Source organism: Chitinophaga sp. W3I9 (genome assembly GCF_050434025.1).
Taxonomy (GTDB): Bacteria; Bacteroidota; Bacteroidia; order Chitinophagales; family Chitinophagaceae; genus Chitinophaga.
The window spans coordinates 849,046-871,377 of the sequence record NZ_JBNPWC010000001.1 but is presented as its reverse complement, the minus strand read 5'-3'; the positions used below and the strand labels follow the sequence as shown (position 1 = coordinate 871,377).

Below are 22,332 nucleotides of genomic sequence, written 5' to 3'. Positions count from 1 at the left end.
GCTGACTGAATATCCGGTGAATATATGACTGAAACGGGTATTTTTTGGGTTCTTTTGGGGTGGGGGTGGTATTTCAGAGAAATGGGAGTAATTGTGATACATAATTTCAATCATTGTGATTGACCGATTCTTTTCCGTAGTATATGGCGAATAGTCAGGCGAAAGCTGAATTGCCTTCGCCTGACGTAATTCTATTCTGGTTAGATCATGTTTACAACTTTAGCCGTTACCCAAAAACCAGTGGAAATATTTCTAGCAAGCTGGATATTTCCATCAGATGTAACGCTGTAAGTATTCACGACACTTGTATAACTATTGTTATCATTGAGTAGTGATTTTATTTTCACGATTCCACTGGTCCTTGAACGGGATATTACCAGGTAGTCGATAAAATAAGAAGTGCCATCTATCTGTGAGAATCCTCTTACAGCAATCATACAGGAAGCGCGTGTAGTTGGCATGGTTAAAATTGTAACCGGAGCAGTACCTGTTACAGCAGTAACCAAACCATTTACTTCCAGAGAATCAAAATGAATACTGTTATAGTTCCTGTTCAACAGGTGAACCTGAGATGGCTGTATTGAATTGGATAAATTGATCTGGGATCTTTTATTGGTAACATCATCACCATCCAGCAAGTTGCTGAGTGTAATAATGTAAATGGGGGTATTGTCTACAGAACCGATGTTGTTGTTGTTGTAGGTTCCAAAGTTAAAAACGCCACCACCAAAGAAAAGGAACCAGGCACCGGCAGCCGTTGGACCTCCACAATTCATAAAGGAATCCAATATTACAACATTCTTGGTATCGAGAAATCCGGTACTGTTGATCCGGAACGGGGCTTGTGTATTATTGGCGTTTAGCGTATTTGTTAGGGCCTCACAGTGAAATCCATCGATATGAATATTTTTCGAGAAAATATCCATGATCTGGCCATTTTGATTCAGCTGGAGGGTTGCGCCCAGATAACCATCATAGGAAGAATCAACAATATAAACATCTGTAGAATAGTAAATTCTATATCCTCTATATCCAACACCTTTTGGAAAAACCGGTTCGTTATTACTGTTCAATCGGTTTACTATAAAGCTTTGAATGCAACATTTTGAAATCCTTATGGTGGTGCTGCCTCCCTGGTTAAAACCACTGGCAATATCAAATCCTATTGCCTGTATGGAGGAAACCCCTTCATAGATATCGAAGTAAATAGATTTAAAATCCAACTGCCAAATCAGGCCGGTATTTGGTGTCGATTTGATACCAGTATGAGCGCCAATAATAGTAAAACACTCAAAAGTGGTGTTGTTCACCTGGTCATTTACGGTGCTGCCACCTTTGTGGAGCCAGATAGCAACGCAGTTCTCGTTGATCTGATCATAGTGTAGGGACTCGAAACTAATATTCAATCCAGTGTAGGTAGATCGGCTAGCCTGTATATTAATGGCGGTAATGGCGCTATCAGGAGCAATTGTCGCACCTTCTCCGATAATCTGCCAAAAAATAGCATTGGTCATATTCAGGGTTTCGGAGATGCGATAACGGCCCCTAGGGAACACCAGTTTGCCTCCATTCGTAAATATCTGTTTGGCGTAGTCAAGACATTTATTGATTGCCGGAGAATCATTAATAGAATTATCACCTTTTGCACCGAACCATTTTACATTTAATTCGCCGTCATGTAGTCTTTTCCAACGACCTGTTGAAGCAATAAAAATTGTTCCTCCATTTTCAGGAGAAGTGGTGTCGCTGCTGTCCCAGTAGAATTCTCCGCCACCGCCATCGTTGGCAGTTGCATAGCCTAAAACGTGGTAAATAGTGTTTGCCTGGGGAGTACTCAGGCTTTTAAGGGCATTAATGGACGTAACTGTCATAAATAAGGGTTTGTGGTTAACAAAGATTTACTTGAAAATAGGCATAGGATATGTACCCTATTTGCGTAATAAAAACTTATTGAGAAATGTTACTGGGTTATAATTCAATAGGCTTCCTTATTGAGGGATGGGATTGGTAATTAAGCGTATTCTATAGAATAATATTAAAATGGGCAGTTAACATGTTTCAAAACATGTATCAAATGAAAAAAGGCTTTCCGCGTCAACCCGCTGAAAGCCTTTTCTGTCTTGTGGTCCCACCTGGGCATGATCCAGGGACCCCCTGATTATGAGTCAGGTGCTCTAACCAACTGAGCTATAGGACCTGTTCCGAAGAACTAATTTCCCCTTTTCAGGGGACGGCAAAATTAATTATTTTATTGAATTAACCTAAATTTTTTTTTAATCCCAACGCTTACGCATATACTTAATAAATTTGCGGCATGCAAGGCATAAAGAACATTATTTTCGACCTGGGTGGTGTTATTCTGAACATCAACTACCAGCTTACCAACGAGGCATTTATTGCTCTTGGCGTGAAGAACTTCAATGAGTTGTATTCACAGTTTCATGGTTCCAGCTTATTTAATGGCCTGGAAACGGGACATGTTTCCGAAGAAGAATTCCTGGCGGAAATGCAGCGTCATGTGCCGGAGGGGGTTACGGGTGAGCAGATAACAGCGGCCTGGAATGCGATGTTGCTCGATTTTCCTTTACAGCGGCTGCAGTTATTACAGCAGTTGCGGCAGCATTATAACCTGTATTTGCTGAGTAATACCAATGCGATACACCTGGAGGCTTTCAACCGGTTGTTGCAGGAAAGCAGGGGAATTCCTTCGCTGGGCAGCTTTTTCGACAGGGCCTACTATTCGCACCTGATGGGACATCGTAAGCCGGACAAGGAGTCGTACCTGATGGTGATGGAGGAAAACGGGTTATTGCCGGAGGAGACGTTGTTTATAGATGATACGTTGCCGAATATAGAAGGAGCGAAGGCGGTAGGGTTGGAAACCATTCATCTGCAGGCGCCCCGAACGATTATGGATATTTTTCAGCCTAAAAAGGTGTTATAAAAAAGGCCGGTGATGCACCGGCCTTTTTCTATTTAACATCTTCAAAATCGAGGTAATCTCCCTTATCCACATTTTTGGGTTGTGGGGTAGGAGGAGGCTGTGGACCTTTTGGTCCGCCGTTTTGCTGTTCATATTGCTGACGCATATGATCCTGCATATCGCTCATTTGTCTGCGCACTTGTTTGGTAACCCTGTAGCCTGGTATGATCAGGTCGAATACCAGTTTGTACAGCAGCCAGGCCAGAAATATAGAAAGAAAAAATTTTAGCATAATGACACGAAGGTAGCGGAATATCCTTTCCGACCTCCTGAAAACCACCTCATTTTAAGGTTTTTTTAACTTTCAGGGAGCGATTAAAGTCCGAGTAAAGCAGCTGATGCCAGGGATTCTTTTTTATTGAACTGCCAGGCCATTTTGCGGGCGTTGATGGCGTCTATAATGGTACCGATGCCGCAGAAACCAAGGGTAATAAAATATACAATTCCCATGGCGATCTGGTCTACCAGGAAGCGTTGCACACCGGCTACGCCTAGGAAACCTATGAGGCTGCAGATAAGGATTGTTTGCGGATCTTTGCGTCTGCCCTGGTATACGGCCAGGAACCGCTGCTTGTTTTCGGCAGAATAGCTCTTGGTCAGTTCCTGTAGCCACATCATTTCCTCGGCTTCAATTCCGGGGAGCATCGCAAATGAAAAGTCGTTCATAGTGTTGGGTTTATGATTGTTTGAAATCAGCATATTGATACCGGGCCAGTTGCACGGTGCGGTACAGCAGCACGGCTACTACCAGGGGAGCAAGCCAGTGGTGTTGGATGGAGGCAGTCCATTGTCCGTGTAAAAAATAGTGGATACCATGACCTAATCCGCAACCGGGGCAAATAGGGAGACCTATATTTTTAAAGAAACACAGGCTGCCGGCATTTTCGTCGGGCGGCATCATATACAGGAGGGTCAGGCCCAGGGGCCATGCCAGCAGTTCGATATTTATTTTTCGCCAGAAAGCGGTCGCCACGTCAGATATTTTAAAAACACATATGAATGATGGCAGAGCATCTTACATAAATATTTACATACAAGTTAAAGAAATAGTTTTTCAATCAAAATAAAATCCTAATTTTGTATAAGGAAAAATGATTCAAACGAAGGGGACGAGATATTGTCCCCTTCGCGCTTTTTGTATGGCAAACGAACACGTGATAAAAACTATCCGGGAAATGGCAGAAGGACTGCTGGCGAATAATCCCGACAATTTTTTGGTAGACATCAGAATTAAGCCCACTAACAATATCAAGCTCTTTCTGGACGGGGATAAAGGGGTGCCGGTGGCTACGCTGGTGTCATTCAACCGTCAGTTATATCCTTTGCTGGAAGCGGCTGAACTGTTCCCAAATAACGATTTCTCCCTGGAAGTTTCGTCCGCAGGCCTGGATGAACCGCTCAAACTGCACAGACAATACCTTAAAAATATTGGACGCAAAGTGGAAGTTACCCTGCTGGATGGCTCTGTAAAAGAGGGCACCCTGCAAACGGTAACCGAAGATGCTATTAACATCGAGGAACTGATTGGCAAGAAAAAAGAAAAGAAGTCAACTGATTTAAAACTTAATGAAATAAAGCACATAAAGGTGTGCATCGTGTTTTAAAATATAACAACTAAACATGGCTAGTATTAACTTGATTGAGTCATTTACCGAGTTCAAGGAGGCGGAAAACATTGACCGTCCTACATTGATGAAGGTCCTGGAGGATGTGTTCAAAACGCTTCTGCGGAAAAAGTATGGCTCAGATGAGAATTTTGACGTGATTGTAAATACCGAAAAAGGTGACCTTGAAATATTACGCCGTCGAACCATCGTAACGGATGGGGAAGTAGAAGATGATAATGCACAGATCGCATATTCCGAAGCTATTAAGGTAGAACCGGATTATCAGGTCGGTGAGGATTTATATGAAGAGGTAGAGATCATGGATTTCGGCCGCAGGGCTATTCTGGCGGCAAAACAAACTTTATCTGCCCGTATCGGCGATCTGAAAAAGAACATCCTGGTAAAGAAATATGCCGACAAAGCAGGTGAAATTGTAAACGGTGAAGTATACCAGGTTTGGAAAAAAGAAGTTTTATTGCTTGATGATGAAGGGAATGAGTTAATTTTGCCTAAGTCTGAACAAATCCCCACAGATTATTTCAAAAAAGGGGAGAACGTAAGAGCGGTGGTGAAGAAGGTAGAAATGAAAAACAATGCCCCACTCATCATTCTCTCCCGCACACATCCATCCTTCCTGGCTAAATTGCTGGAAATTGAGGTGCCTGAGATCTTTGACGGGCTTATAGTGATCAAGAAAATTGTTCGTGAACCGGGAGAAAGAGCCAAAGTGGCTGTTGAATCCTACGATGACCGTATAGATCCGGTAGGAGCCTGTGTGGGTATGAAAGGAAGCCGTATACATGGCATCGTGCGCGAATTGAGAAATGAAAATATAGATATCATTAACTTTACCACCAACATTCAATTGTTGATCCAGCGTTCTTTAACGCCCGCCAGGATCAGCCGCATGGAAGTGGATAACGAAAACAAATACGCTTCCGTTTACCTCAACCCTGACCAGGTATCACTGGCTATCGGTAAAAAAGGAGTAAACATTAAGCTGGCTTGTGAACTGACTGGTTTCGAGATTGATGTATTCCGTGATGAAGCGCAGGAACAGTCTGAATTTGATATCGATCTGGAAGAATTCTCGGATGAAATCGAAGAATGGATAATAGATGAGCTTAAACGAATAGGTTGTGACACTGCCCGCAGCGTATTGGAGCTGACCGTTGAAGAACTGGTTCGCCGTTCGGATCTGGAAGAAGAGACAGTGCAGGATGTAAGAAGAATATTACAGGAAGAGTTTGACAAAGAATAAAGCCGAGCCACAACCCTTCCCAGGTAAAGGCCTTATTAGAAAGGGAATTGATTTTTTCGAGTTATTGTTTAAACGTAAAAAAACATCCCGTTTTGAAGAAACGGGAAACAGGGGAGGCCCGAAATACGATATGCCTGAAACAACAAACAACACACCACGATTGCTGGCTGCAGCCAAAGAGTTTAATATTGGTAAGGAGACCCTCATCGATTTCCTTGGCAATAAAGGCTTTGATATGGACGGCTTTGGTTCTCCCAATGCCCGTCTTACGGCTGTTATGTACACAGCACTGCAGTCGGAGTTCCAGCAGGACAAGGCTAACAAGCGCAAAAGCGACCAGATAGCCCTGCCTAAAGGAAGCGTGTTAGAAACGATGAAGAAGAAAGAGAAGGAGGAAGCGGAAGCGGCGGCTAAAAAGAATACCACCAAAGAAAAAGAAGAGGCTGCTCCTGCTGCTAAACAGGAAGCAAAACCTGAACCTAAACCGGAACCAGTTAAGGAAACCCCTAAACCGGAACCGCAACCACAGGCGAATGTTGCCCAGGCAACTCCGCCTCCCGCAAAGGAAAAAGCTGAACCGAAGCCTGAACCACCCGTTGTTACAGCTCCCCCTGTTGCGGAAGTTCCCAAAGCACCGGCAACGCCTCCTCCGGCAGAACCAGACCCAGTGAAGAAAACGGATTCGCCGAAAATCAACGGCCCTAAAGTGATCACCACTATCGATCTGGACGCATTAAACCGCAATAAAAAACCAGTTGCTAAAAAAGCAGACCAGGAAGAAACTCCGGCTCCGCAACCAGAAGCAGTGAAACCACCGGTAAAAGAAGAAAAACCGGCTCCCGTTACACCCGCTCCCCCAGTTGCTGAAAAACCGGAACCTAAACCCGTTCCTGCCCCTCCCGTACAGGAAGCAACTACAGCACCAACTGAAAAACCAGTTGAGAAAGCTGATAAAGCTGAAAACGTGGAACAGGCCCCTAAAGCCGAAACCACTCCATCAGCAGAGAAAGTAGCGAAAACAGAAAAGACCGATACGACAGACAAAACGGAAAAAGCCGCACCGGTTGAAGATAAACCTGTAGTTAAAAAAGTGGAAGAAGTATTACAAGCCGCAAAACCGGCTGCAGTCAAAGAACCGGCGCACGTTCCTGTTAAACATGTCGTAAAAACGGAAAATCGCAAACCCTCTACTGCCGAAAACACCCCACCAACACCTCCCCCCGCTGCCCCACAGGCACAGGACGAGGCGGCTGGCTCTGCGGTGATCGAAAACATCCAGGCCGAAAAACTGACCGGCCCTAAAGTGATCGGCAAAATTGAGCTGCCAGTTCAGTCTGACAGACGCGATAATAATAAGAACAGCAACTTTAGCCGGGATGAGAAACGCAAACGCAAGCGTATCATCGTGGAAAAGAAACCTGAACCCGTTCAGCCTAAAGACTTTAAAGAAGGTGACCGCAAAGAAGGCGGCGCCCCAGGCGAACACCGCCCGCATCAGCATGGTGGACAAGGCGGCAATCGCCCTCACCACGATAACCGCGGAGGTGGCCATCAGGGCCAGGGCGGCGGAAATCGTCCGCAAGGCGATAACCGTACCCATAACCGTCCAGGTGGCACCAACACAGGTACCGGCGGCGGAGGTAACTACAACAGACCTGCCGGACAAGGCCAGGGTCAGGGCGGAGGCTATAACAGGCCCGCCGGACAAGGCGGTCCAGGCGGCGGAGGTAACAGACCAGCCGGACAAGGCGGCGGTTACAACCGTCCAGGCAGCGGACCAGGTGGTGGCGGCAACAGACCCGGACAAGGCGGTGGCTATAACAGGCCAGGCCAGGGTGGCGGCTACAACAGACCAGGTCAGCACCGCGGCGAGGATAAACGTACTACCGAAGAAAAAGAAATCGATAAGAACGAGATCCAGAATAAGATCAAGGAAACAATGGCCAAGCTCGGTGGCGGCGGTCGCGGTAAAAACGTGAAAGCTAAACACCGTAGAGAAAAACGTGAGGAAAGAGCCAACCAGAAAATTAACCAGGGCGACGGAGACAACAAACTCCAGGTAACAGAATTCGTTTCTGTATCCGAACTGGCTAACCTGATGGATGTAAGCTTCGCGGAAGTAATCTCTAAATGTATGGGCCTCGGTATCATGGTATCTATCAACCAACGCCTCGATGCGGAAGTAATAGAACTGGTGGCCGGCGAATTCGGATACGAAGTTGAATTCATTGGTCTGGAAGATGCAGAAGAAACCGATGATGAAGATGAAGTAGATGATCCTGCAGATCTGGTTCCGCGTGCACCGATCGTAACCATCATGGGTCACGTCGATCACGGTAAAACCTCCCTGCTCGATTACATCCGTAGTGCAAACGTGGTAGCCGGTGAAGCCGGCGGTATCACCCAACACATCGGTGCGTACCAGGTAACAACTGCCAGCGGCAAAAAGATCACCTTCCTCGATACCCCAGGTCACGAAGCGTTTACCGCGATGCGTGCCCGTGGCGCCAAAGCAGCGGATATCGCTGTAATCGTGATCGCTGCTGATGATGCTATCATGCCGCAAACAAAAGAAGCCATCTCCCACTCACAGGCAGCCGGACTACCAATGGTGTTCGCTATCAATAAAGTGGATAAAGAAGGCTCCAACCCTGAGAAAATCAAGGAACAACTGGCCGGCATGAACCTCCTGGTAGAAGACTGGGGCGGTAAATACCAGAGCCAGGAAATATCTGCCAAAAGCGGGTTAAATATTGATGTGCTCCTCGAAAAAATATTACTGGAAGCGGAACTGCTGGAATTGAAAGCCAATCCCGACCGCGAAGCCTCCGGAAGTATCGTGGAAGCTACCCTGGATAAAGGTCGCGGTTACGTTGCCTCCCTCCTGGTACAAAATGGTACCCTCCGTCAGGGCGATACCATCGTATCCGGCTCCTTCTTCGGAAAAATCAAAGCCATGTTCAACGAACGCGGCCAGAAAATGGAAGAAGCAGGACCATCCATGCCAGTACAGGTACTCGGCCTGAATGGTGCACCACAGGCAGGTGAGAAGTTCAAGATGTACTCCGAAGAATCTGAAGCCAAAGAAGTGGCTAACCGCAGAGCACAAATCGTTCGCGAACAAGGTATCCGTACCAAGAAACATATCACCCTGGATGAAATCGGCCGCCGTTTGGCACTGGGTAACTTTAAACAGCTGAACCTCATCATCAAAGCCGACTTTGATGGTTCCGTAGAAGCGTTGAGTGACTCCCTGCAGAAACTGTCTACCGAAGAAATCGTGATCAGCATCGTTCATAAAGCAGTAGGTCAGATTACAGAATCCGACGTATTGCTGGCAACCGCTTCTGACGCCATCATCCTCGGATTCCAGGTACGACCTTCCTCCCAGGCCGCCAAGCTCGCGGAGAAAGAGAATATCGAAATCCGTAACTACTCCATCATCTATGACGCGATCGACGAAATCAAGAGCGCTATGGAAGGTATGCTGGAACCAAAAATCGAGAAGAAAGTGGTGTGCAACGTTCAGGTGCGCGAAACTTACAAATTCGAGAAGGTTACCGTGGCAGGTTGCTTCGTTATCGATGGCAAGCTGACAAGAAACACCCGTATCAACGTGGTGCGCGACGGTATCGTGGTTCACACCGGCGAACTCGGCTCCCTGAAACGTTATAAAGATGACGTGAAAGAAGTGGCCGCTAACATGGAGTGTGGTTTGAGTGTCCGCGGATACAGCGATCTGAGACCTAACGATAACATCGAAGGGTTTGAAGAAGTAGAAGTGAAGAGAACTTTATAAGAAGCCTGTAGCCAAAAACTACCCGCTTTAAAATAACATACAGCGAAGAAAAGAACGATCCGTAGTGTAAAACCTATCATCGTTATTTTCTTCGCTGTTTTTTTGGCTAAGATGCTTATGGCTAAAAGGCGGCAGCTTATCTAAACTTTTGTTAAATCCATCGACATTCCCTATGCTACTGACTTTTAAATGGTTATTTTTGGTTTTTACCGCTTTTGTATGAAGAAACTTTTAGCATTATCCGCAGGCGCTTTGCTGCTATGGCAGGCTTCTACGGCCCAGAAACTGGTGGCAGACAAGATTATCGGCGTTGTAGGGGATAAAATTATCCTCAAATCCGATATGGACGGAGCACTCAGCGATCAGCAACACAACTCACCCGATGGCAATCTGGCGCCTGATGCTGCTTGCAAAACACTGGAAATGCTGATTTCCCAGAAAGTAATGGTGTTACAGGCGGAAAGAGACAGTTTACCGGTAAGTGACGGCGACGTGGAAGCCCAGATGGAAAACCGTATCCGCTACTTCGAATCCATGTACGGCAGTAAGGAGAAAATGAAAGAAGTTACCGGCTACTCCATTTACCAGCTTCGCGAACGCTTCCGTCAGCCTATCAAAGAAGGTTTGCTGGCCCAGGCAATGCGTAACAAAATCATTGAACCGGTAAAAGTAACGCCCTCAGAAGTAAAACGCTTCTTTGACGCTATCCCTAAAGATAGCCTCCATTTTTACGAGTCAGAACTGGAAATAGGTACCCTCGTGCTGCAGCCCAAAGCTACCCGCGAAATGGACCAATACGCCATTGACCGCCTCCTCGATTTCAAAAAACGCGTTCAGAATAAAGAATCAGATTTCGGCTCCCTCGCTATCCTGTACTCCGAAGATCCGGGCGTAAAGGATAACAAAGGTGTGTATACCCTGAACCGTAATGATAAAAATACCTGGGATCCCGACTTCCTGGCATCTGCCTTCCGTTTGAAAGAAGGGGAAATTTCTTCCCCGGTGAAGTCGCAACACGGATATCACCTGATCATGATGCTGAAACGCTCCGGCGATAACGTTACTGTACAACACATCCTCGTAAGAGCCGCAGTAACCAAATCCGACCTGGCCAGCAACACTGCCAAACTGGATTCCATCCGTAAAAGCATCGTAGCAGGCAAAATCACTTTCTCAGAAGCCGTAGCCAAATACAGCGACGCACCAAGCGCCAAATTTGACGGCGGTATGATGCAGTCCAAAACCGGCGACGGAAGCACCCTGATCACCATTGATCAGCTGGATGATCCAACCGAAAGGGATATCGTAATGATGCTCGATACCCTGAAAGCAGGTCAGATTTCCGCCCCTGTACAGTATACAGACGAAAACGGCCGTGCAGCAGTACGGATCGTATACCTGAAAACACGTACCCAGCCACACCGGGAGAACCTTACAGATGATTATTCCCGCATCCAGCAAAGAACACTGGATATCAAACGCGCGGAAGCCATCAACAAATGGCTCATCGAAAAGATCCCGACCTTCTACGTTCACGTAGATGATCAATACAAAGACTGTAACCATATCAGCCAGTGGATGGCTGCCCTGGCCAAGCAATAACAATACTATTTATATAAAGCGGAGATAGGAGCGGAAGCTCTTATCTCCGCTTTTTTATGCCCTGATACTGAATAGGCAAAGGCTGATAGCTTTACAATCGCTTTCTGGTTTTCTCCTTTTTTGGCGTACCTTTGCGACTTCAATTTTCTGCCATGAGTGATGCGATCAAACATGAATGCGGTCTGGCATTTATAAGATTAAGAAAGCCGTTTTCCTACTACCAACAAAAATATGGGAGCGTTTTCTATGGGCTGAACAAACTGTATCTGCTCATGGAAAAACAACACAACAGAGGCCAGGATGGCGCTGGTTTGGCTACTGTGAAACTGAATACCGAACCAGGCGTCCCCTTCATGCACCGTATCCGCAGTGCTGCTCCACAAGCCATCGGAGATATTTTCGCGAAAGTACGTGATGAGATACAGGAGATAGAAAAATATCAGCCGGAAATCACCAAATACCCCGGCCTGATGAAAGGCCATGTTCGTTTTCTCGGTGAACTCATGATGGGACATATCCGTTATGCCACCCAGGGTAAAAACAACGTGGAACTCTGCCATCCCTTCGTACGCTACAATACCATTCCTGCCCGCAACCTCGCCATGGCCGGTAACTTTAACCTGATTAACACGGACGAGCTGTTCGAGTTTTCCAAGGCACAACCCGGCGAAGTACACAAAAACAGTGACCTTGCCGCCATGCTCGAAGTTGTACACCATTTCCTCGCTAAAGAGGACAATGAAGGCAGCAACGACCTGGATATCAAAAAGATCCTGCAACAGGCATTTTCCATGTTTGATGGTGGTTACCATACCTGCGGCCTGATCGGCTCCGGCGATGCTTTCGTGATCCGCGATGCACATGGTATCCGTCCTTCTTACTACTATATTAATGAAGATGTGATTGTAGCCGCCTCCGAAAGGGCCGCTATCCGCACTACTTTCAATGTAGGCGAAAATGAAGTACTGGAACTCATGCCGGGTAATGCGCTGATCGTTAAAAACAACGGCGACTACTCCATCGAACAAATTCTCGAACCTAAAGAACGTAAGGCCTGCAGCTTTGAAAGGATTTACTTCTCCCGTGGTAACGACGAAAAAATATACAAGGAACGCACTGATCTTGGCCGTCATCTGTCCGGCACCGTATTAAAGGCGATCGACAATGACCTCCGCAATACCATCTTCTCTTTTATACCAAATACTGCTGAAGTAGCCTTCTATGGCCTGTTAAAAGGACTGGAAGAATATCTCAACAAAATAAAAGTAGAACGCATCCTTTCCTGGGGTAATGATTTTGATGAGGAAAAGCTCACCGAAATGGTGAACCGCCGTATCCGCATTGATAAAATAGCCACCAAGGACGTAAAAATGCGTACGTTCATCACCGAAGACTCCAGCCGTAATGAAATGGTACAACACGTGTACGATATCACCTACGGTAAGGTAAGACCCGGTATTGACTCGCTGGTGGTGATCGATGATTCAATTGTACGTGGTACCACCCTGAAAGAAAGTATCGTTAAAATGCTGGACCGCTTAGGACCCAAAAAGATCATCATCGTATCTTCTGCCCCGCAGATCCGCTACCCCGATTGCTATGGTATTGATATGAGCAAGATGGGCGATTTCGTAGCCTTCCAGGCCGCTATTGCCCTCCTGAAAGATCATGGCAAGGAACATATCCTGAACGAAGCCTACGGCCTCTGCAAGGAACTGCAACGCACTAATACCCTTCACGCACAAAACGTAGTGAAGAATATCTATAAGCCGTTTACCCCTGAACAGATCTCTGCCAAGATCGCAGAAATCCTCAACCCAGGCGGTATTAAAGCAGAAATAGAAGTCATTTATCAATCTATCGAAAGCCTCCATCTGGCTTGTCCGAACAACCTGGGCGACTGGTACTTTACCGGTAATTACCCTACTCCGGGCGGCAACCGTGTGGTGAATAAAGCATTCATGAACTATATGGAAGGCAAAAACGAAAGAGGATATTAATCGTATAAATAATCAGAGATCTGGTTATTTGGTTATCAGAAGAAATTCTTCTTTTGAGCTGAATAATCAGATCTCTGATTTTTTAAATGACTATTTGTTTTCATGTTAATTTTATCTTAAATAACCCCCTTCCTCCTGACTGTATAAGTCTAACAAGTTAACTTCCTGTAAAATCTGTATTTTCGTAATAGTTAATTATAGGTTTTCAGCCCATGAAAACATTACTACTTATACGTCATGCTAAATCCAGCTGGACCGATCCGGATATGGATGACTTTGACCGGCCCCTCAATAAACGGGGAAAAGCGAACGCGCCCGAAATGGCACAACGCCTTATTACCCGCGGCATGGTGCCGGAATTAATTATTTCCAGCCCGGCCAAAAGAGCCAGAACTACCGCTAAAATAATGGCGAATGAGTGGAGTTATCCCAAACAGGCGATCCTGCTGGAAGAAGAACTGTATCTCTGCTACGCTGCCACCTTTCTGAAGGTAATCACCAAAATTGATGACGATTTCGGCGCCGTGGCCATCTTTGCCCATAACCCAGGCATCACCGATTTTGCCAATTACCTCACCGAAGAAATCAGGATAGATAATGTACCCACTACCGGTATCTTTGGTATCCAGGCAGACACCGATAGTTGGAAAGATTTTGACCTGGCAAAGAAAAAGTTCCTCTTCTTCGAGTATCCCCGTAAAGATTAGTCTTTCACAATTTTATTGTAAGAAGCGGTAATTCCCTTGATCAGGGAAGAACTGAAGCCCTGGTGTTCCATTTCGTTAAGACCGGCAATAGTGCAGCCTTTCGGGGTAGTTACCTTATCGATTTCCTCTTCCGGATGGCGGTTTTCACGGATCAGCAGCTCTGCAGCCCCTTTTACCGTTTGAGCGGCAATTAAACTGGCCGTGCGCACATCAAATCCAATTTCAATACCGCCCTGGATATTTGCCCGGATATAACGCAGCGCAAAGGCGATACCACAGGCGCCCAGCACTGTGGCGGCATCCATCAGTTTCTCATCGATCGTTACGGTAGCTCCGAGCTGATCGAACATGGTTTTTACATACCGGATCTGCTCTTCGGTGGCGTGTTTATGAGAAATACAGGTAATAGACTCCTGTATGGCGATGGCTGTATTAGGCATGGCCCGTACCACCGGCATGCCGGGTACCACATGCTCCAGGTCGTCGATGCTTACGCCGGTAACCACGCTGATCAGTATATGTTTTGCCGGGTTAAAGGACCCTTTGAACTCCTGCAATACTTCCCGCACATTGTACGGTTTTAAAGCTACCACAATAATTTCCGCTTCGCGGATGGCAATATCATTGTCCGTTTCTATCCGCACACCTGCATCACGCAGATCCGTAAGGGTACTGGTGTTACGCTTGGTAACAATGATATCGCCGGCCTTTGAAAACCCGCTCTTCAACAATCCCTGGGCGATGGCCGATCCCAGATTTCCTCCACCTATAATGGCTATTTTTTTGGCTGACATAAAAAATGAAGATTACATTATAAATCGTAAGAAAGGTATAACAAATGCTGCATCCATGCAAACGGCAACGATTCATTAACTTGCGGATATGCAGGCATTACATACAGCAACTGCGTTTTACGCCAGAATAAAAGAAGCCCACAATATTCCTGATACGGAAGATAAAACCCGTCACTATAAACAGATACTGGAAATCCTTTTCCGGGAGCTGACCCGTAAAGAAACCCGCTCTTTCGGAAACCTGTTTGCACGCATGCAGTTTTATTTCGACCGGCAATCCGTGCCACCGGATATCCATCAGCAGTTGACGGCGCTCCGCATACTAACTAATAAGGCTACACGGGGAATGTTTCCCCTACATGACGCCGAACACCTCCTGTGCATCAAAGCCCTTACGGAATCTGTGGCCTGGTGCTACCAAATAGCACCGCCTGCAGAACTCACCGCACTATACGCCTCCGCAGGCTCACATAAACTGTCGCTTGCATGGCAACACCGCCCCGGCAGCCTCGCATTGCTGAAATGTATGGTTACCACAGTAGGCACGCTCACCACCACCACGCTCGGAAAATATACCCTGCTGCTGGATGTAAAAAATGACGAGCAGGGAGCTTTCCAGCTGCTGCTGGAACATATGGATCCCGAAGCGGTAATATCCCTGCATGGACTGCTGCGCCCTTACGACACCATTCACGTACTCCACTGCCGCCAGGGAACCAACGGACATGAATACACCACCACCAGTGAAAGCCAGGTAGTATTGGAGCCGGATCTGCTGATAGATATCAGCGACCTGGCAGAATGTTTCACCCATAAAGGACCCAACCGGTTATTATATCTTGTTAAAAAACTTACTCCCCAGCAATCCAGCCCGGCGGCATTTAAGGGAAACCTGGTAAATGCCCTCCTGGATGAAATGCTCCGCAACAGGGACATAGATTTCAAAAGTTCATTTGTGGAAGCCGTAGCAGAAAACGTGCTGCAGGCGGCCGCTTACGGCCGGGAAAAGATCAACGACATGTTTCGCGATATCCGGCAGCAACACTGGGGTAACCTGCATAATACCGTAAAAGAACTGCAGGATAAACCGGTGAAGATAGAACCCACCTTTTTGTCCGCCCAGTACGGTTTGCAGGGGCGACTGGATCTCATGGCAGAAGATGATACTGATGAATACCGGAAGGAGATTTTTGAGCTGAAAAGCGGGAAATGCCCCGACTTCAATACCTGGAAAAATCACGAAATGCAGGTAGTGGGGTATAATCTCCTGCTGCGCTCTGCTTTTGGCCGTCAACGAAAGGGAGGTTCCGCCATCCTGTACTCTGCCGCCGCCACCAATCCTCTGCGGAACGTGAGCAGTACACATCATACCGAAAATGATTTACTACTGCTGCGTAATGAAGTAGTAGGTATGTTGCTGCGGCTCGCGGGCGGGGAATTTGAAATACTGTCCTCTATCACTACCGCAGCTGCCCTGGGCCTGCCTTCTTTCAGTGCTGCGCATTTCACCACTTTTGAACAGGCCTGGCAAACGGCACCTCCTGTGGCAAAGGCCTATTATCACGAGTTCCTCGCCTTTATGCTGCGGGAATACCTGCAGGCGAAGTGCGGCATGTTTTCAGAAATTAACCGGGAGGAAGATGCAGACGGCTTTGCAGCGCTATGGCTGCAACAGGAAAAAGATAAGCTATCCCGCTTCAATATTATACCAGGGCTCCGCTTCCGGGAGTTTGATACCGTTAACAGCTCCGTGTTATTTGATATAGTCGTTCCCGTTAGCCATAATTTCCGCAAGGGGGATACCGCTATTATTTATCCGCGTACCAGCACTGAACTACAGCCGTTGCAGCAACAGTTGCTGAAAGGCAGGATAGAGGATCTCGGGAAAAATCAGTTAAGCTTTTCTCTGAATAACCGGCAGATGACGCTCGACTTTTTCCGGCAATTTGATGAGTGGATCATAGAGCATGATATTTATGAATCCAACTACTGGATAGCAACGGCGTCGCTTTTTCATGTGATTTCCCCGCTTTACCGTGAGCGTACCAATATGCTGTTGGGGCTTACTACACCCCGCTGGTATCCTTTACAGCACACTACTCCGGCCATGTTTAATCCTAACCAGGAACAGCTGGTAAAGCATGCCTTGGAGGCGCAGGATTATTACCTGTTACAGGGTCCGCCGGGCACCGGTAAAACATCTTCCATGCTTACTACTATAGTGGGGGAGATGGTAAAACAGGATCACCATGTGATCATTGTTGCGTTTACCAACAAGGCGGTGGAAGAAATATGTCATAAGCTGACGGCTAAAAATATTACGCATCTCCGTATGGGTGGGCGTAACTCCTCCGCTTCACTCACGCTCCGGCAATATTGCCTGGAAGGCTCCCTGGATGAGGCGCGGAATTATATTACCAGTCACCGTGTGTTTGTAGCCACAGTCGCTACTATGGCCACCCGGCTGGAGCAGCTTACAATGATGGGGATTCCTACCGATACTTTAGTTGTGGATGAAGCTTCCCAGTTAACCGAGCCACAGCTACTGGGGCTGCTGATGCCATTTCGTAAATTTATCCTGATAGGAGACCAGAACCAGTTGCCGCCGGTGGTGGCGCAGGAAGCGCATTTCTGCCAGGTGAAAGTGCCCTGTTTACAGGAACTGGGTATCGGGGATTTGCGGACCTCTATTTTCGAGCGGCTCATACAACGCTGTAAAACCAGCCAGTGGCGGCATGCCTGGGGCATGTTGAATACCCACTTCCGGATGCATGACAGTATTGCGGCATTGGTAAATCATTACTATGCAGGTCAGTTATCTTCCGGAAGAGAGGAGCAAAAAGCCGGTTTCGATTTATATGGCGGTCATGAGAATTTAGGCTGGGAGCGGGTTTTATCTTTAGGAAGAAAAGTATTTATTGGCAGCCCGTATGAGCCGAGTTCCAAGATGAACAGGACGGAGGCGGCGTGGGTAGTATCGCTGCTGCATCACCTGAAGAACCGTTATGGTGCGGGTTTCAGTAAAGATACCGTGGGGGTGGTAACGCCATGGCGAACGCAGATCAGCTTGATCAGAGAGTTGATTGCGGATGATGAAGCGTTGCAGGACATTAATATTGATACCGTGGAGCGGTTCCAGGGTTCTGAAAACGATATTATCATTGTGTCGCTGGCGGTATATCATGCGGCGCAGGTGCAAACCTTGCAGTGCCTGGGGCAGTTTAACTGGGAAGAAGAGGAGATAGAGGTAGACCGGAAGTTGCTGGTAACGTTGTCGCGTGCACGAAAACAGGTGATATTGCTGGGATACGAGCCAGTGTTGCAGGATAGCGCTCATTACCGTAAGGTATTGGGGGAGATGAGCAGAGGCGTACTCTAACGGCAGGTACTATACGTTGCGGCTCCAAGTAACAATGGCCATACGGTTAGTATGGCCATCGTCAGACAACATCATATATGATCAGTCCTGGTAAACCAGGCTTTAATCCAGTGTAACGTGCCCCCAGTTTTCGCCGCTTTTAATGCGGTAGAGCTGCATTTCACTGATATCGAACTGTTCAGCGATTTGCTTCATTGTTTTCTTGCCGGGCTTATTCAGCAGGCGTTTGATGCTCTTTACTTTGGTAACATTCAGTTTGAGTCCTTTCACGCGGTTGCGTTGCTTTTCTTTGTAGGCGAGCTTGGCGGGACTTTTTTGCTGATGTTCTTCCATTTCCTCCTTGGTGGCCCATTGGAGGTTGGAGGCTTTATTATTTTTTTTATCGTAGTCCAGGTGTATCACATATTTATGTGCCCGTCCTCCTTTTTTGCTGAAAAGTTTGGCCACTTCCCTGTGGAGGTACAGTGACTGGTAGCTGTCTGCGGGCTTTACGTTTAATACCGTATAGCCTTCTACGGTAGACCCCGTGAGCAGCTTACCATCTTCGGTACTTTCATGATAACTGATCACTCTCCCCATGTTTGAAACGGCGTATTTTTTACGCAGGGCAGATTTGTTTTTAATCTGTAAGTCTTTCCAGACTTCATTTTTCAGATTTTTAATTGTGGTCATGTGAAAGTATTTTTTTTTTTTTATATCCTGGGGTTTATCCGTTTATCCGTAAACGTTACAACCGGCCATTTCATTATCAGCCGGCAGAAAATCGTGTGCAGCTAATTGGGGAGCGGCCCGCTCGAATATATGGTCCTTGTATTGTAACACAACCGCGTCTAGTACTTCCTCAATCTCAGCTAATGTATTGTAAGTTACTAATTGTTGTCTGAATTCCTTGATATGCGGCAAACCTTTGAGGTAATTTGTATAATGCCTGCGCATTTCCAGTATGCCTACTACTTCACCTTTCCAGGAAACTGACTGGTGAAGGTGTTTTTTGCAAACTTCTACTCTTTCCAAAACAGTTGGCAGGGGTAAATGTTCGCCTGTCTTCATAAAATGCTTGATCTCCCTGAAAATCCATGGATAGCCGATTGCGGCTCTCCCGATCATAACGCCATCCACGCCATATTTCTGCCTGGCGGCGATTGCCTGTTCCGGCGTACATATATCACCGTTACCAAAGATAGGAATTTGTATGCGGGGATTGTTTTTTACTTTTCCGATGAGGGTCCAGTCAGCGCTGCCTTTATACATCTGTGTACGGGTGCGGCCATGAATAGTAAGGGCTTTGATGCCTACGTCCTGGAGCCTTTCCGCTACATCTTCAATATTTTTGGTGTCGTCGTCCCAACCCAGGCGGGTTTTAATGGTTACCGGCAACCTGGTTGCCTTTACAACGGCAGCCGTAAGTTTTACCATTTTAGGAATATCTTTCAGGATGCCCGCACCGGCGCCTTTACAGGCTACCTTTTTTACCGGGCAGCCGAAGTTAATATCCAGCAGATCGGGATTAGTGGCTTCCACAATTTGTGCGGCCAGCGACAGGGATTCTTCATCTCCGCCGAAAATCTGGATTCCTACCGGACGTTCGTAGTCGAAAATGTCCAGTTTTTTGCGGCTTTTGATGGCATCACGTATCAGTCCTTCCGAAGAAATGAACTCCGTATACATGAGATCGGCCCCATTATCCTTGCACACCGCACGAAAAGGCGGATCGCTCACATCTTCCATGGGCGCCAGTAATAAAGGGAATTCTCCCAATTCAATATTTCCTATCTTCACCATAATTTATATAACCACAGCAGCTTTTGCCGGAGTTATTATTTTAATATTTTATATACTATTTCTTTTACAAGCAGGATTTCTTTGCAGTAACGGCTATCGTTCAGCAGTTGCGGTAAGCGGTAAGCATCTGCAAAAACTTAATTTCGCGCTGTAAATTTACGCAAAAAAATACAGTATCTTCTTATGTCCGGTTATCTGAAGCAGTCTCCCGTTTCATTGCAGTTTGTCTCTTTCCTGGGCTTTTCCTTTGGGTTCTTTGCCCTGTACCTTTATGCGCTTCAGGCAATTACGCCAGGTGTTACCGGTCAAACGCTGGAAGCGCTTCAAACCGGCACGCTTACCGACCCTAACTCGATCGGCTATCTGAAAATAACACAATTCCTTTATACCGTGGTCGCCTTCTTTGTGCCGGCGGCAATTTTTGCCTACCTCTGGCAGCCTTATCCGATGAAATACCTGGGGCTTAAAACGCCCACCGGCTTACAGGTTATACTGGCGCTGCTGGCTATGTACGGCAGTTTACCATTGGCCAGCCTGCTGGGTGAGTGGAACGAAACCTGGCCTATTTCCCAATCGGCCCGCGACCTCCAGGATATGGCGGAAAAGCTGCTGGGCATTATGCTGAAGATGCCTACCCTGAAAGATCTTTTCATTAACATGATACTGGTAGCCATTGTACCGGCTATTGCGGAAGAACTGTTTTTCCGCGGCGTTTTACAGCGGCTCATTATTAAAGCTACCGGAAAGGTATGGCTGAGTGTATTTATCACGGCTATCTTATTCAGCGCCATCCATGGCGAAATGCTGGGGTTTCTGCCCCGCGTGTTAATGGGTTTTGCGCTGGGAGCTATCTACGTGATCAGTGGTAACCTGTGGTTAAGCATCTTTGCCCATATCCTGAACAACGGGCTGCAGGTAACGCTGCTGTACCTGTTCCAGCATGGCATGATAAAAGACGATCCGATGAAAAACACACCCGTGGAATGGTATTATATCGCTTTAAGCGTTCCCGTAACCATTGGACTGTTTTGGGCGTTACGTAAAAAATCCTCCCCCATGCTGATGACAGATCCCGTGGATAAAAAAGAAGGGGAAGAGGTGGATGAAATTGGAACAGACGAAAATTTTTAATCTTAATAAAAGACACTAAAACAATCATTATGGAAAAGGACTGGGTTAAAGTTTTTTCGAGCGACAGGCCATTTGAAGCCGAAATTGTAAAGGGTATGTTACTGGACAACGACATTGAGGCGGTTTTACTCAACCGTCAGTCGTCTTCCTACAATATCACGCTGCCGGGACAGGTGGAACTGTATGTACATGAATCAAAGGAACAATTAGCCAGGGATCTTGTACACAATCACAACAATCTGCCTACCGGCGATCCTAATGAGATAGATGGGGAAGAATAAGTGACAGCTCCCGTGGAATGGCGCCCTCCGGGCAGTTCCAGAACGGGATTTGCTCCGTAGGCTATTTTTATCCATTTTTGCGGGTAGAACTTAATCAACAGATACAACCATAATGAAGACATTTTTCACCCGCACTGCCTCTGCGCTTGTGTTTGTGGCAGTAATGCTGGGAGGGATCCTATGGGCCGACTACACCTTTTTCCTGCTTTTCTTTCTGATAGGCTGTTTTGCCCTGCAGGAGTACTTCAGGCTGCTGCGTGGGATCGATGCAGACTATGCCGGCGTTTCGCCCTGGCATAAATGGGGCGCTACCATCGCGGGAGCCGCCATCCTGCTTACTTTTACCGGAGATAATTTTCAAATAGGCGGCATGCCCACCGGGCTGATTGGCTGGTGGACAGCCGTTATTTTCCTGCTGGTAATGCCTTTGGGAGAAGTATTGATGAGTAAAGATTTTTCTTTAAAGAATATCGGGTATTCGGCTATCGGGCTATTGTATGTGATTATTCCGTTTGGGTTGCTGATCCATATCCGGATGAATGCCATCAACATTCACTATACACCCGAAAACGTAGGCACCGCTCCCGGCTGGCTCATTCCTTTGCTGCTGATCATATTCATCTGGATAAATGATACTATGGCTTATATAGTTGGGTCGCTGATTGGGCGTACCCCTTTTGCCCCGGCTATTTCTCCAAAAAAGACGATTGAAGGGACGGTAGGGGGGATGATCCTCGCGGTAGCTACTGCCGGCACTTATGGCCATTTGTGGGGCTACCAGTACCTGGCCTTACAACACTGGATAGCGCTGGCGCTCATCGCCGCCATATTTGGCACCATTGGCGACCTGATTGAATCGAAACTCAAAAGGATGGCCGGCGTGAAGGATTCCGGCCGGATCATGCCCGGCCATGGCGGCTTTATGGACCGGTTCGATTCGCTGCTGCTGGCGGCACCCTTCGCCTGGATCTATGTTCAGTTTTTTATGATGTAATACGTTAACAAA

The 22,332-nt window shown here is 46.9% G+C and carries 18 protein-coding genes and 1 tRNA gene; 11 read left to right on the top strand and 8 right to left on the bottom strand.

Annotation, left to right across the window (positions count from 1 at the left end; genetic code table 11):
* Window positions 1-200: 200 nt before the first annotated feature.
* Both QFZ51_RS03860 and QFZ51_RS03855 read right to left on the bottom strand, forming a co-directional pair.
* A complete protein-coding gene (locus QFZ51_RS03860) occupies window positions 201-1,871 on the bottom strand; it encodes a glycosyl hydrolase family 28-related protein (protein ID WP_429043339.1) in 1,671 nt (556 codons plus the stop codon).
* Window positions 1,872-2,123: 252 nt separating this feature from the next.
* Window positions 2,124-2,197 (bottom strand) — tRNA-Ile (locus QFZ51_RS03855).
* A gap of 117 nt (window positions 2,198-2,314) precedes the next feature.
* Between QFZ51_RS03855 and QFZ51_RS03850 the strand changes: the two genes are divergently transcribed.
* The gene (locus tag QFZ51_RS03850; RefSeq protein ID WP_429043337.1) at window positions 2,315-2,944 is read left to right on the top strand and encodes an HAD family hydrolase; all 630 of its coding nucleotides are present in this window, start codon (window positions 2,315-2,317) and stop codon (window positions 2,942-2,944) included.
* 28 nt (window positions 2,945-2,972) lie between these two features.
* Here QFZ51_RS03850 and QFZ51_RS03845 read toward each other — a convergent pair whose 3' ends face one another.
* The 3 genes from QFZ51_RS03845 to QFZ51_RS03835 all read right to left on the bottom strand — a co-directional run bounded on the left by QFZ51_RS03845 (window position 2,973) and on the right by QFZ51_RS03835 (window position 3,956).
* Window positions 2,973-3,215, bottom strand: a complete 243-nt coding sequence (locus QFZ51_RS03845; protein ID WP_429043336.1) for a hypothetical protein — start codon at window positions 3,213-3,215, stop codon at window positions 2,973-2,975.
* Window positions 3,216-3,298: 83 nt separating this feature from the next.
* The gene (locus QFZ51_RS03840) at window positions 3,299-3,649 is read right to left on the bottom strand and encodes a TM2 domain-containing protein (RefSeq protein WP_370908959.1); all 351 of its coding nucleotides are present in this window, start codon (window positions 3,647-3,649) and stop codon (window positions 3,299-3,301) included.
* A 10-nt stretch (window positions 3,650-3,659) separates the two neighbouring features.
* Window positions 3,660-3,956, bottom strand: a complete 297-nt coding sequence (locus QFZ51_RS03835) for a DUF2752 domain-containing protein (RefSeq protein WP_370908958.1) — start codon at window positions 3,954-3,956, stop codon at window positions 3,660-3,662.
* 166 nt (window positions 3,957-4,122) lie between these two features.
* Here QFZ51_RS03835 and rimP point away from each other — a divergent pair, with 166 nt between their 5' ends.
* The 6 genes from rimP to QFZ51_RS03805 all read left to right on the top strand — a co-directional run bounded on the left by rimP (window position 4,123) and on the right by QFZ51_RS03805 (window position 13,959).
* On the top strand, window positions 4,123-4,587 hold the full coding sequence (gene rimP / locus QFZ51_RS03830) for a ribosome maturation factor RimP (RefSeq protein WP_370908957.1): 465 nt from the start codon (window positions 4,123-4,125) through the stop codon (window positions 4,585-4,587).
* A gap of 16 nt (window positions 4,588-4,603) precedes the next feature.
* On the top strand, window positions 4,604-5,851 hold the full coding sequence (nusA, locus tag QFZ51_RS03825) for a transcription termination factor NusA (RefSeq protein ID WP_079471571.1): 1,248 nt from the start codon (window positions 4,604-4,606) through the stop codon (window positions 5,849-5,851).
* Complete coding sequence (gene infB / locus QFZ51_RS03820) at window positions 5,838-9,650, top strand: translation initiation factor IF-2 (protein ID WP_429043333.1); 3,813 nt, start codon at window positions 5,838-5,840, stop codon at window positions 9,648-9,650. The genes nusA and infB overlap by 14 nt, the downstream gene beginning before the upstream one ends.
* Window positions 9,651-9,869: 219 nt before the next feature.
* Window positions 9,870-11,252 (top strand): peptidylprolyl isomerase, encoded by a 1,383-nt coding sequence (locus QFZ51_RS03815; protein ID WP_370908955.1) that lies wholly within the window; start codon window positions 9,870-9,872, stop codon window positions 11,250-11,252.
* A 272-nt stretch (window positions 11,253-11,524) separates the two neighbouring features.
* Window positions 11,525-13,252, top strand: a complete 1,728-nt coding sequence (locus QFZ51_RS03810) for an amidophosphoribosyltransferase (RefSeq protein ID WP_429043331.1) — start codon at window positions 11,525-11,527, stop codon at window positions 13,250-13,252.
* A gap of 212 nt (window positions 13,253-13,464) precedes the next feature.
* Window positions 13,465-13,959 (top strand): SixA phosphatase family protein, encoded by a 495-nt coding sequence (locus QFZ51_RS03805; RefSeq protein WP_370908953.1) that lies wholly within the window; start codon window positions 13,465-13,467, stop codon window positions 13,957-13,959.
* On the opposite strand, the gene proC is transcribed toward QFZ51_RS03805, so the two are convergent.
* Window positions 13,956-14,753 (bottom strand): pyrroline-5-carboxylate reductase, encoded by a 798-nt coding sequence (gene proC, locus QFZ51_RS03800; protein ID WP_429043329.1) that lies wholly within the window; start codon window positions 14,751-14,753, stop codon window positions 13,956-13,958. The genes QFZ51_RS03805 and proC overlap by 4 nt on opposite strands.
* 88 nt (window positions 14,754-14,841) lie before the next feature.
* Between proC and QFZ51_RS03795 the strand changes: the two genes are divergently transcribed.
* On the top strand, window positions 14,842-18,132 hold the full coding sequence (locus tag QFZ51_RS03795) for an AAA domain-containing protein (protein ID WP_429043327.1): 3,291 nt from the start codon (window positions 14,842-14,844) through the stop codon (window positions 18,130-18,132).
* A 102-nt stretch (window positions 18,133-18,234) separates the two neighbouring features.
* Here QFZ51_RS03795 and QFZ51_RS03790 read toward each other — a convergent pair whose 3' ends face one another.
* Together QFZ51_RS03790 and dusB are read right to left on the bottom strand one after the other, a co-directional pair.
* Window positions 18,235-18,804 (bottom strand): NUMOD4 domain-containing protein, encoded by a 570-nt coding sequence (locus QFZ51_RS03790; protein ID WP_079471790.1) that lies wholly within the window; start codon window positions 18,802-18,804, stop codon window positions 18,235-18,237.
* Between the two features lie 42 nt (window positions 18,805-18,846).
* Window positions 18,847-19,914 carry a tRNA dihydrouridine synthase DusB gene (dusB, locus tag QFZ51_RS03785; RefSeq protein WP_370908950.1) on the bottom strand — a complete coding sequence of 356 codons (1,068 nt, stop codon included), beginning with the start codon at window positions 19,912-19,914 and terminating at the stop codon, window positions 18,847-18,849.
* Window positions 19,915-20,097: 183 nt separating this feature from the next.
* On the opposite strand from dusB, the gene QFZ51_RS03780 reads away from it, so the two are divergent.
* The 3 genes from QFZ51_RS03780 (at window position 20,098) to QFZ51_RS03770 (ending at window position 22,320) form a co-directional block, all read left to right on the top strand.
* On the top strand, window positions 20,098-21,045 hold the full coding sequence (locus QFZ51_RS03780; protein WP_429043325.1) for a CPBP family intramembrane glutamic endopeptidase: 948 nt from the start codon (window positions 20,098-20,100) through the stop codon (window positions 21,043-21,045).
* Window positions 21,046-21,074: 29 nt separating this feature from the next.
* On the top strand, window positions 21,075-21,326 hold the full coding sequence (locus QFZ51_RS03775; RefSeq protein ID WP_429043322.1) for a DUF2007 domain-containing protein: 252 nt from the start codon (window positions 21,075-21,077) through the stop codon (window positions 21,324-21,326).
* Between the two features lie 112 nt (window positions 21,327-21,438).
* Window positions 21,439-22,320: a phosphatidate cytidylyltransferase gene (locus tag QFZ51_RS03770; protein WP_429043319.1), complete on the top strand. Its 882-nt coding sequence runs from the start codon at window positions 21,439-21,441 to the stop codon at window positions 22,318-22,320.
* Window positions 22,321-22,332: the final 12 nt, after the last annotated feature.

Excerpts from the sequence above, each read along its gene's own strand:
- QFZ51_RS03775 (WP_429043322.1), top strand. The coding sequence starts at position 21,075 with ATGGAAAAGGACTGGGTTAAAGTTTTTTCGAGCGACAGGCCATTTGAA.
- QFZ51_RS03860 (WP_429043339.1), bottom strand. The coding sequence starts at position 1,871 with ATGACAGTTACGTCCATTAATGCCCTTAAAAGCCTGAGTACTCCCCAG.
- QFZ51_RS03770 (WP_429043319.1), top strand. The coding sequence starts at position 21,439 with ATGAAGACATTTTTCACCCGCACTGCCTCTGCGCTTGTGTTTGTGGCA.
- QFZ51_RS03795 (WP_429043327.1), top strand. The coding sequence starts at position 14,842 with ATGCAGGCATTACATACAGCAACTGCGTTTTACGCCAGAATAAAAGAA.
- rimP (WP_370908957.1), top strand. The coding sequence starts at position 4,123 with ATGGCAAACGAACACGTGATAAAAACTATCCGGGAAATGGCAGAAGGA.
- nusA (WP_079471571.1), top strand. The coding sequence starts at position 4,604 with ATGGCTAGTATTAACTTGATTGAGTCATTTACCGAGTTCAAGGAGGCG.
- QFZ51_RS03840 (WP_370908959.1), bottom strand. The coding sequence starts at position 3,649 with ATGAACGACTTTTCATTTGCGATGCTCCCCGGAATTGAAGCCGAGGAA.
- QFZ51_RS03805 (WP_370908953.1), top strand. The coding sequence starts at position 13,465 with ATGAAAACATTACTACTTATACGTCATGCTAAATCCAGCTGGACCGAT.
- QFZ51_RS03850 (WP_429043337.1), top strand. The coding sequence starts at position 2,315 with ATGCAAGGCATAAAGAACATTATTTTCGACCTGGGTGGTGTTATTCTG.
- QFZ51_RS03815 (WP_370908955.1), top strand. The coding sequence starts at position 9,870 with ATGAAGAAACTTTTAGCATTATCCGCAGGCGCTTTGCTGCTATGGCAG.
- QFZ51_RS03780 (WP_429043325.1), top strand. The coding sequence starts at position 20,098 with ATGTCCGGTTATCTGAAGCAGTCTCCCGTTTCATTGCAGTTTGTCTCT.
- QFZ51_RS03810 (WP_429043331.1), top strand. The coding sequence starts at position 11,525 with ATGGAAAAACAACACAACAGAGGCCAGGATGGCGCTGGTTTGGCTACT.
- dusB (WP_370908950.1), bottom strand. The coding sequence starts at position 19,914 with ATGGTGAAGATAGGAAATATTGAATTGGGAGAATTCCCTTTATTACTG.
- QFZ51_RS03845 (WP_429043336.1), bottom strand. The coding sequence starts at position 3,215 with ATGCTAAAATTTTTTCTTTCTATATTTCTGGCCTGGCTGCTGTACAAA.
- proC (WP_429043329.1), bottom strand. The coding sequence starts at position 14,753 with ATGTCAGCCAAAAAAATAGCCATTATAGGTGGAGGAAATCTGGGATCG.
- QFZ51_RS03790 (WP_079471790.1), bottom strand. The coding sequence starts at position 18,804 with ATGACCACAATTAAAAATCTGAAAAATGAAGTCTGGAAAGACTTACAG.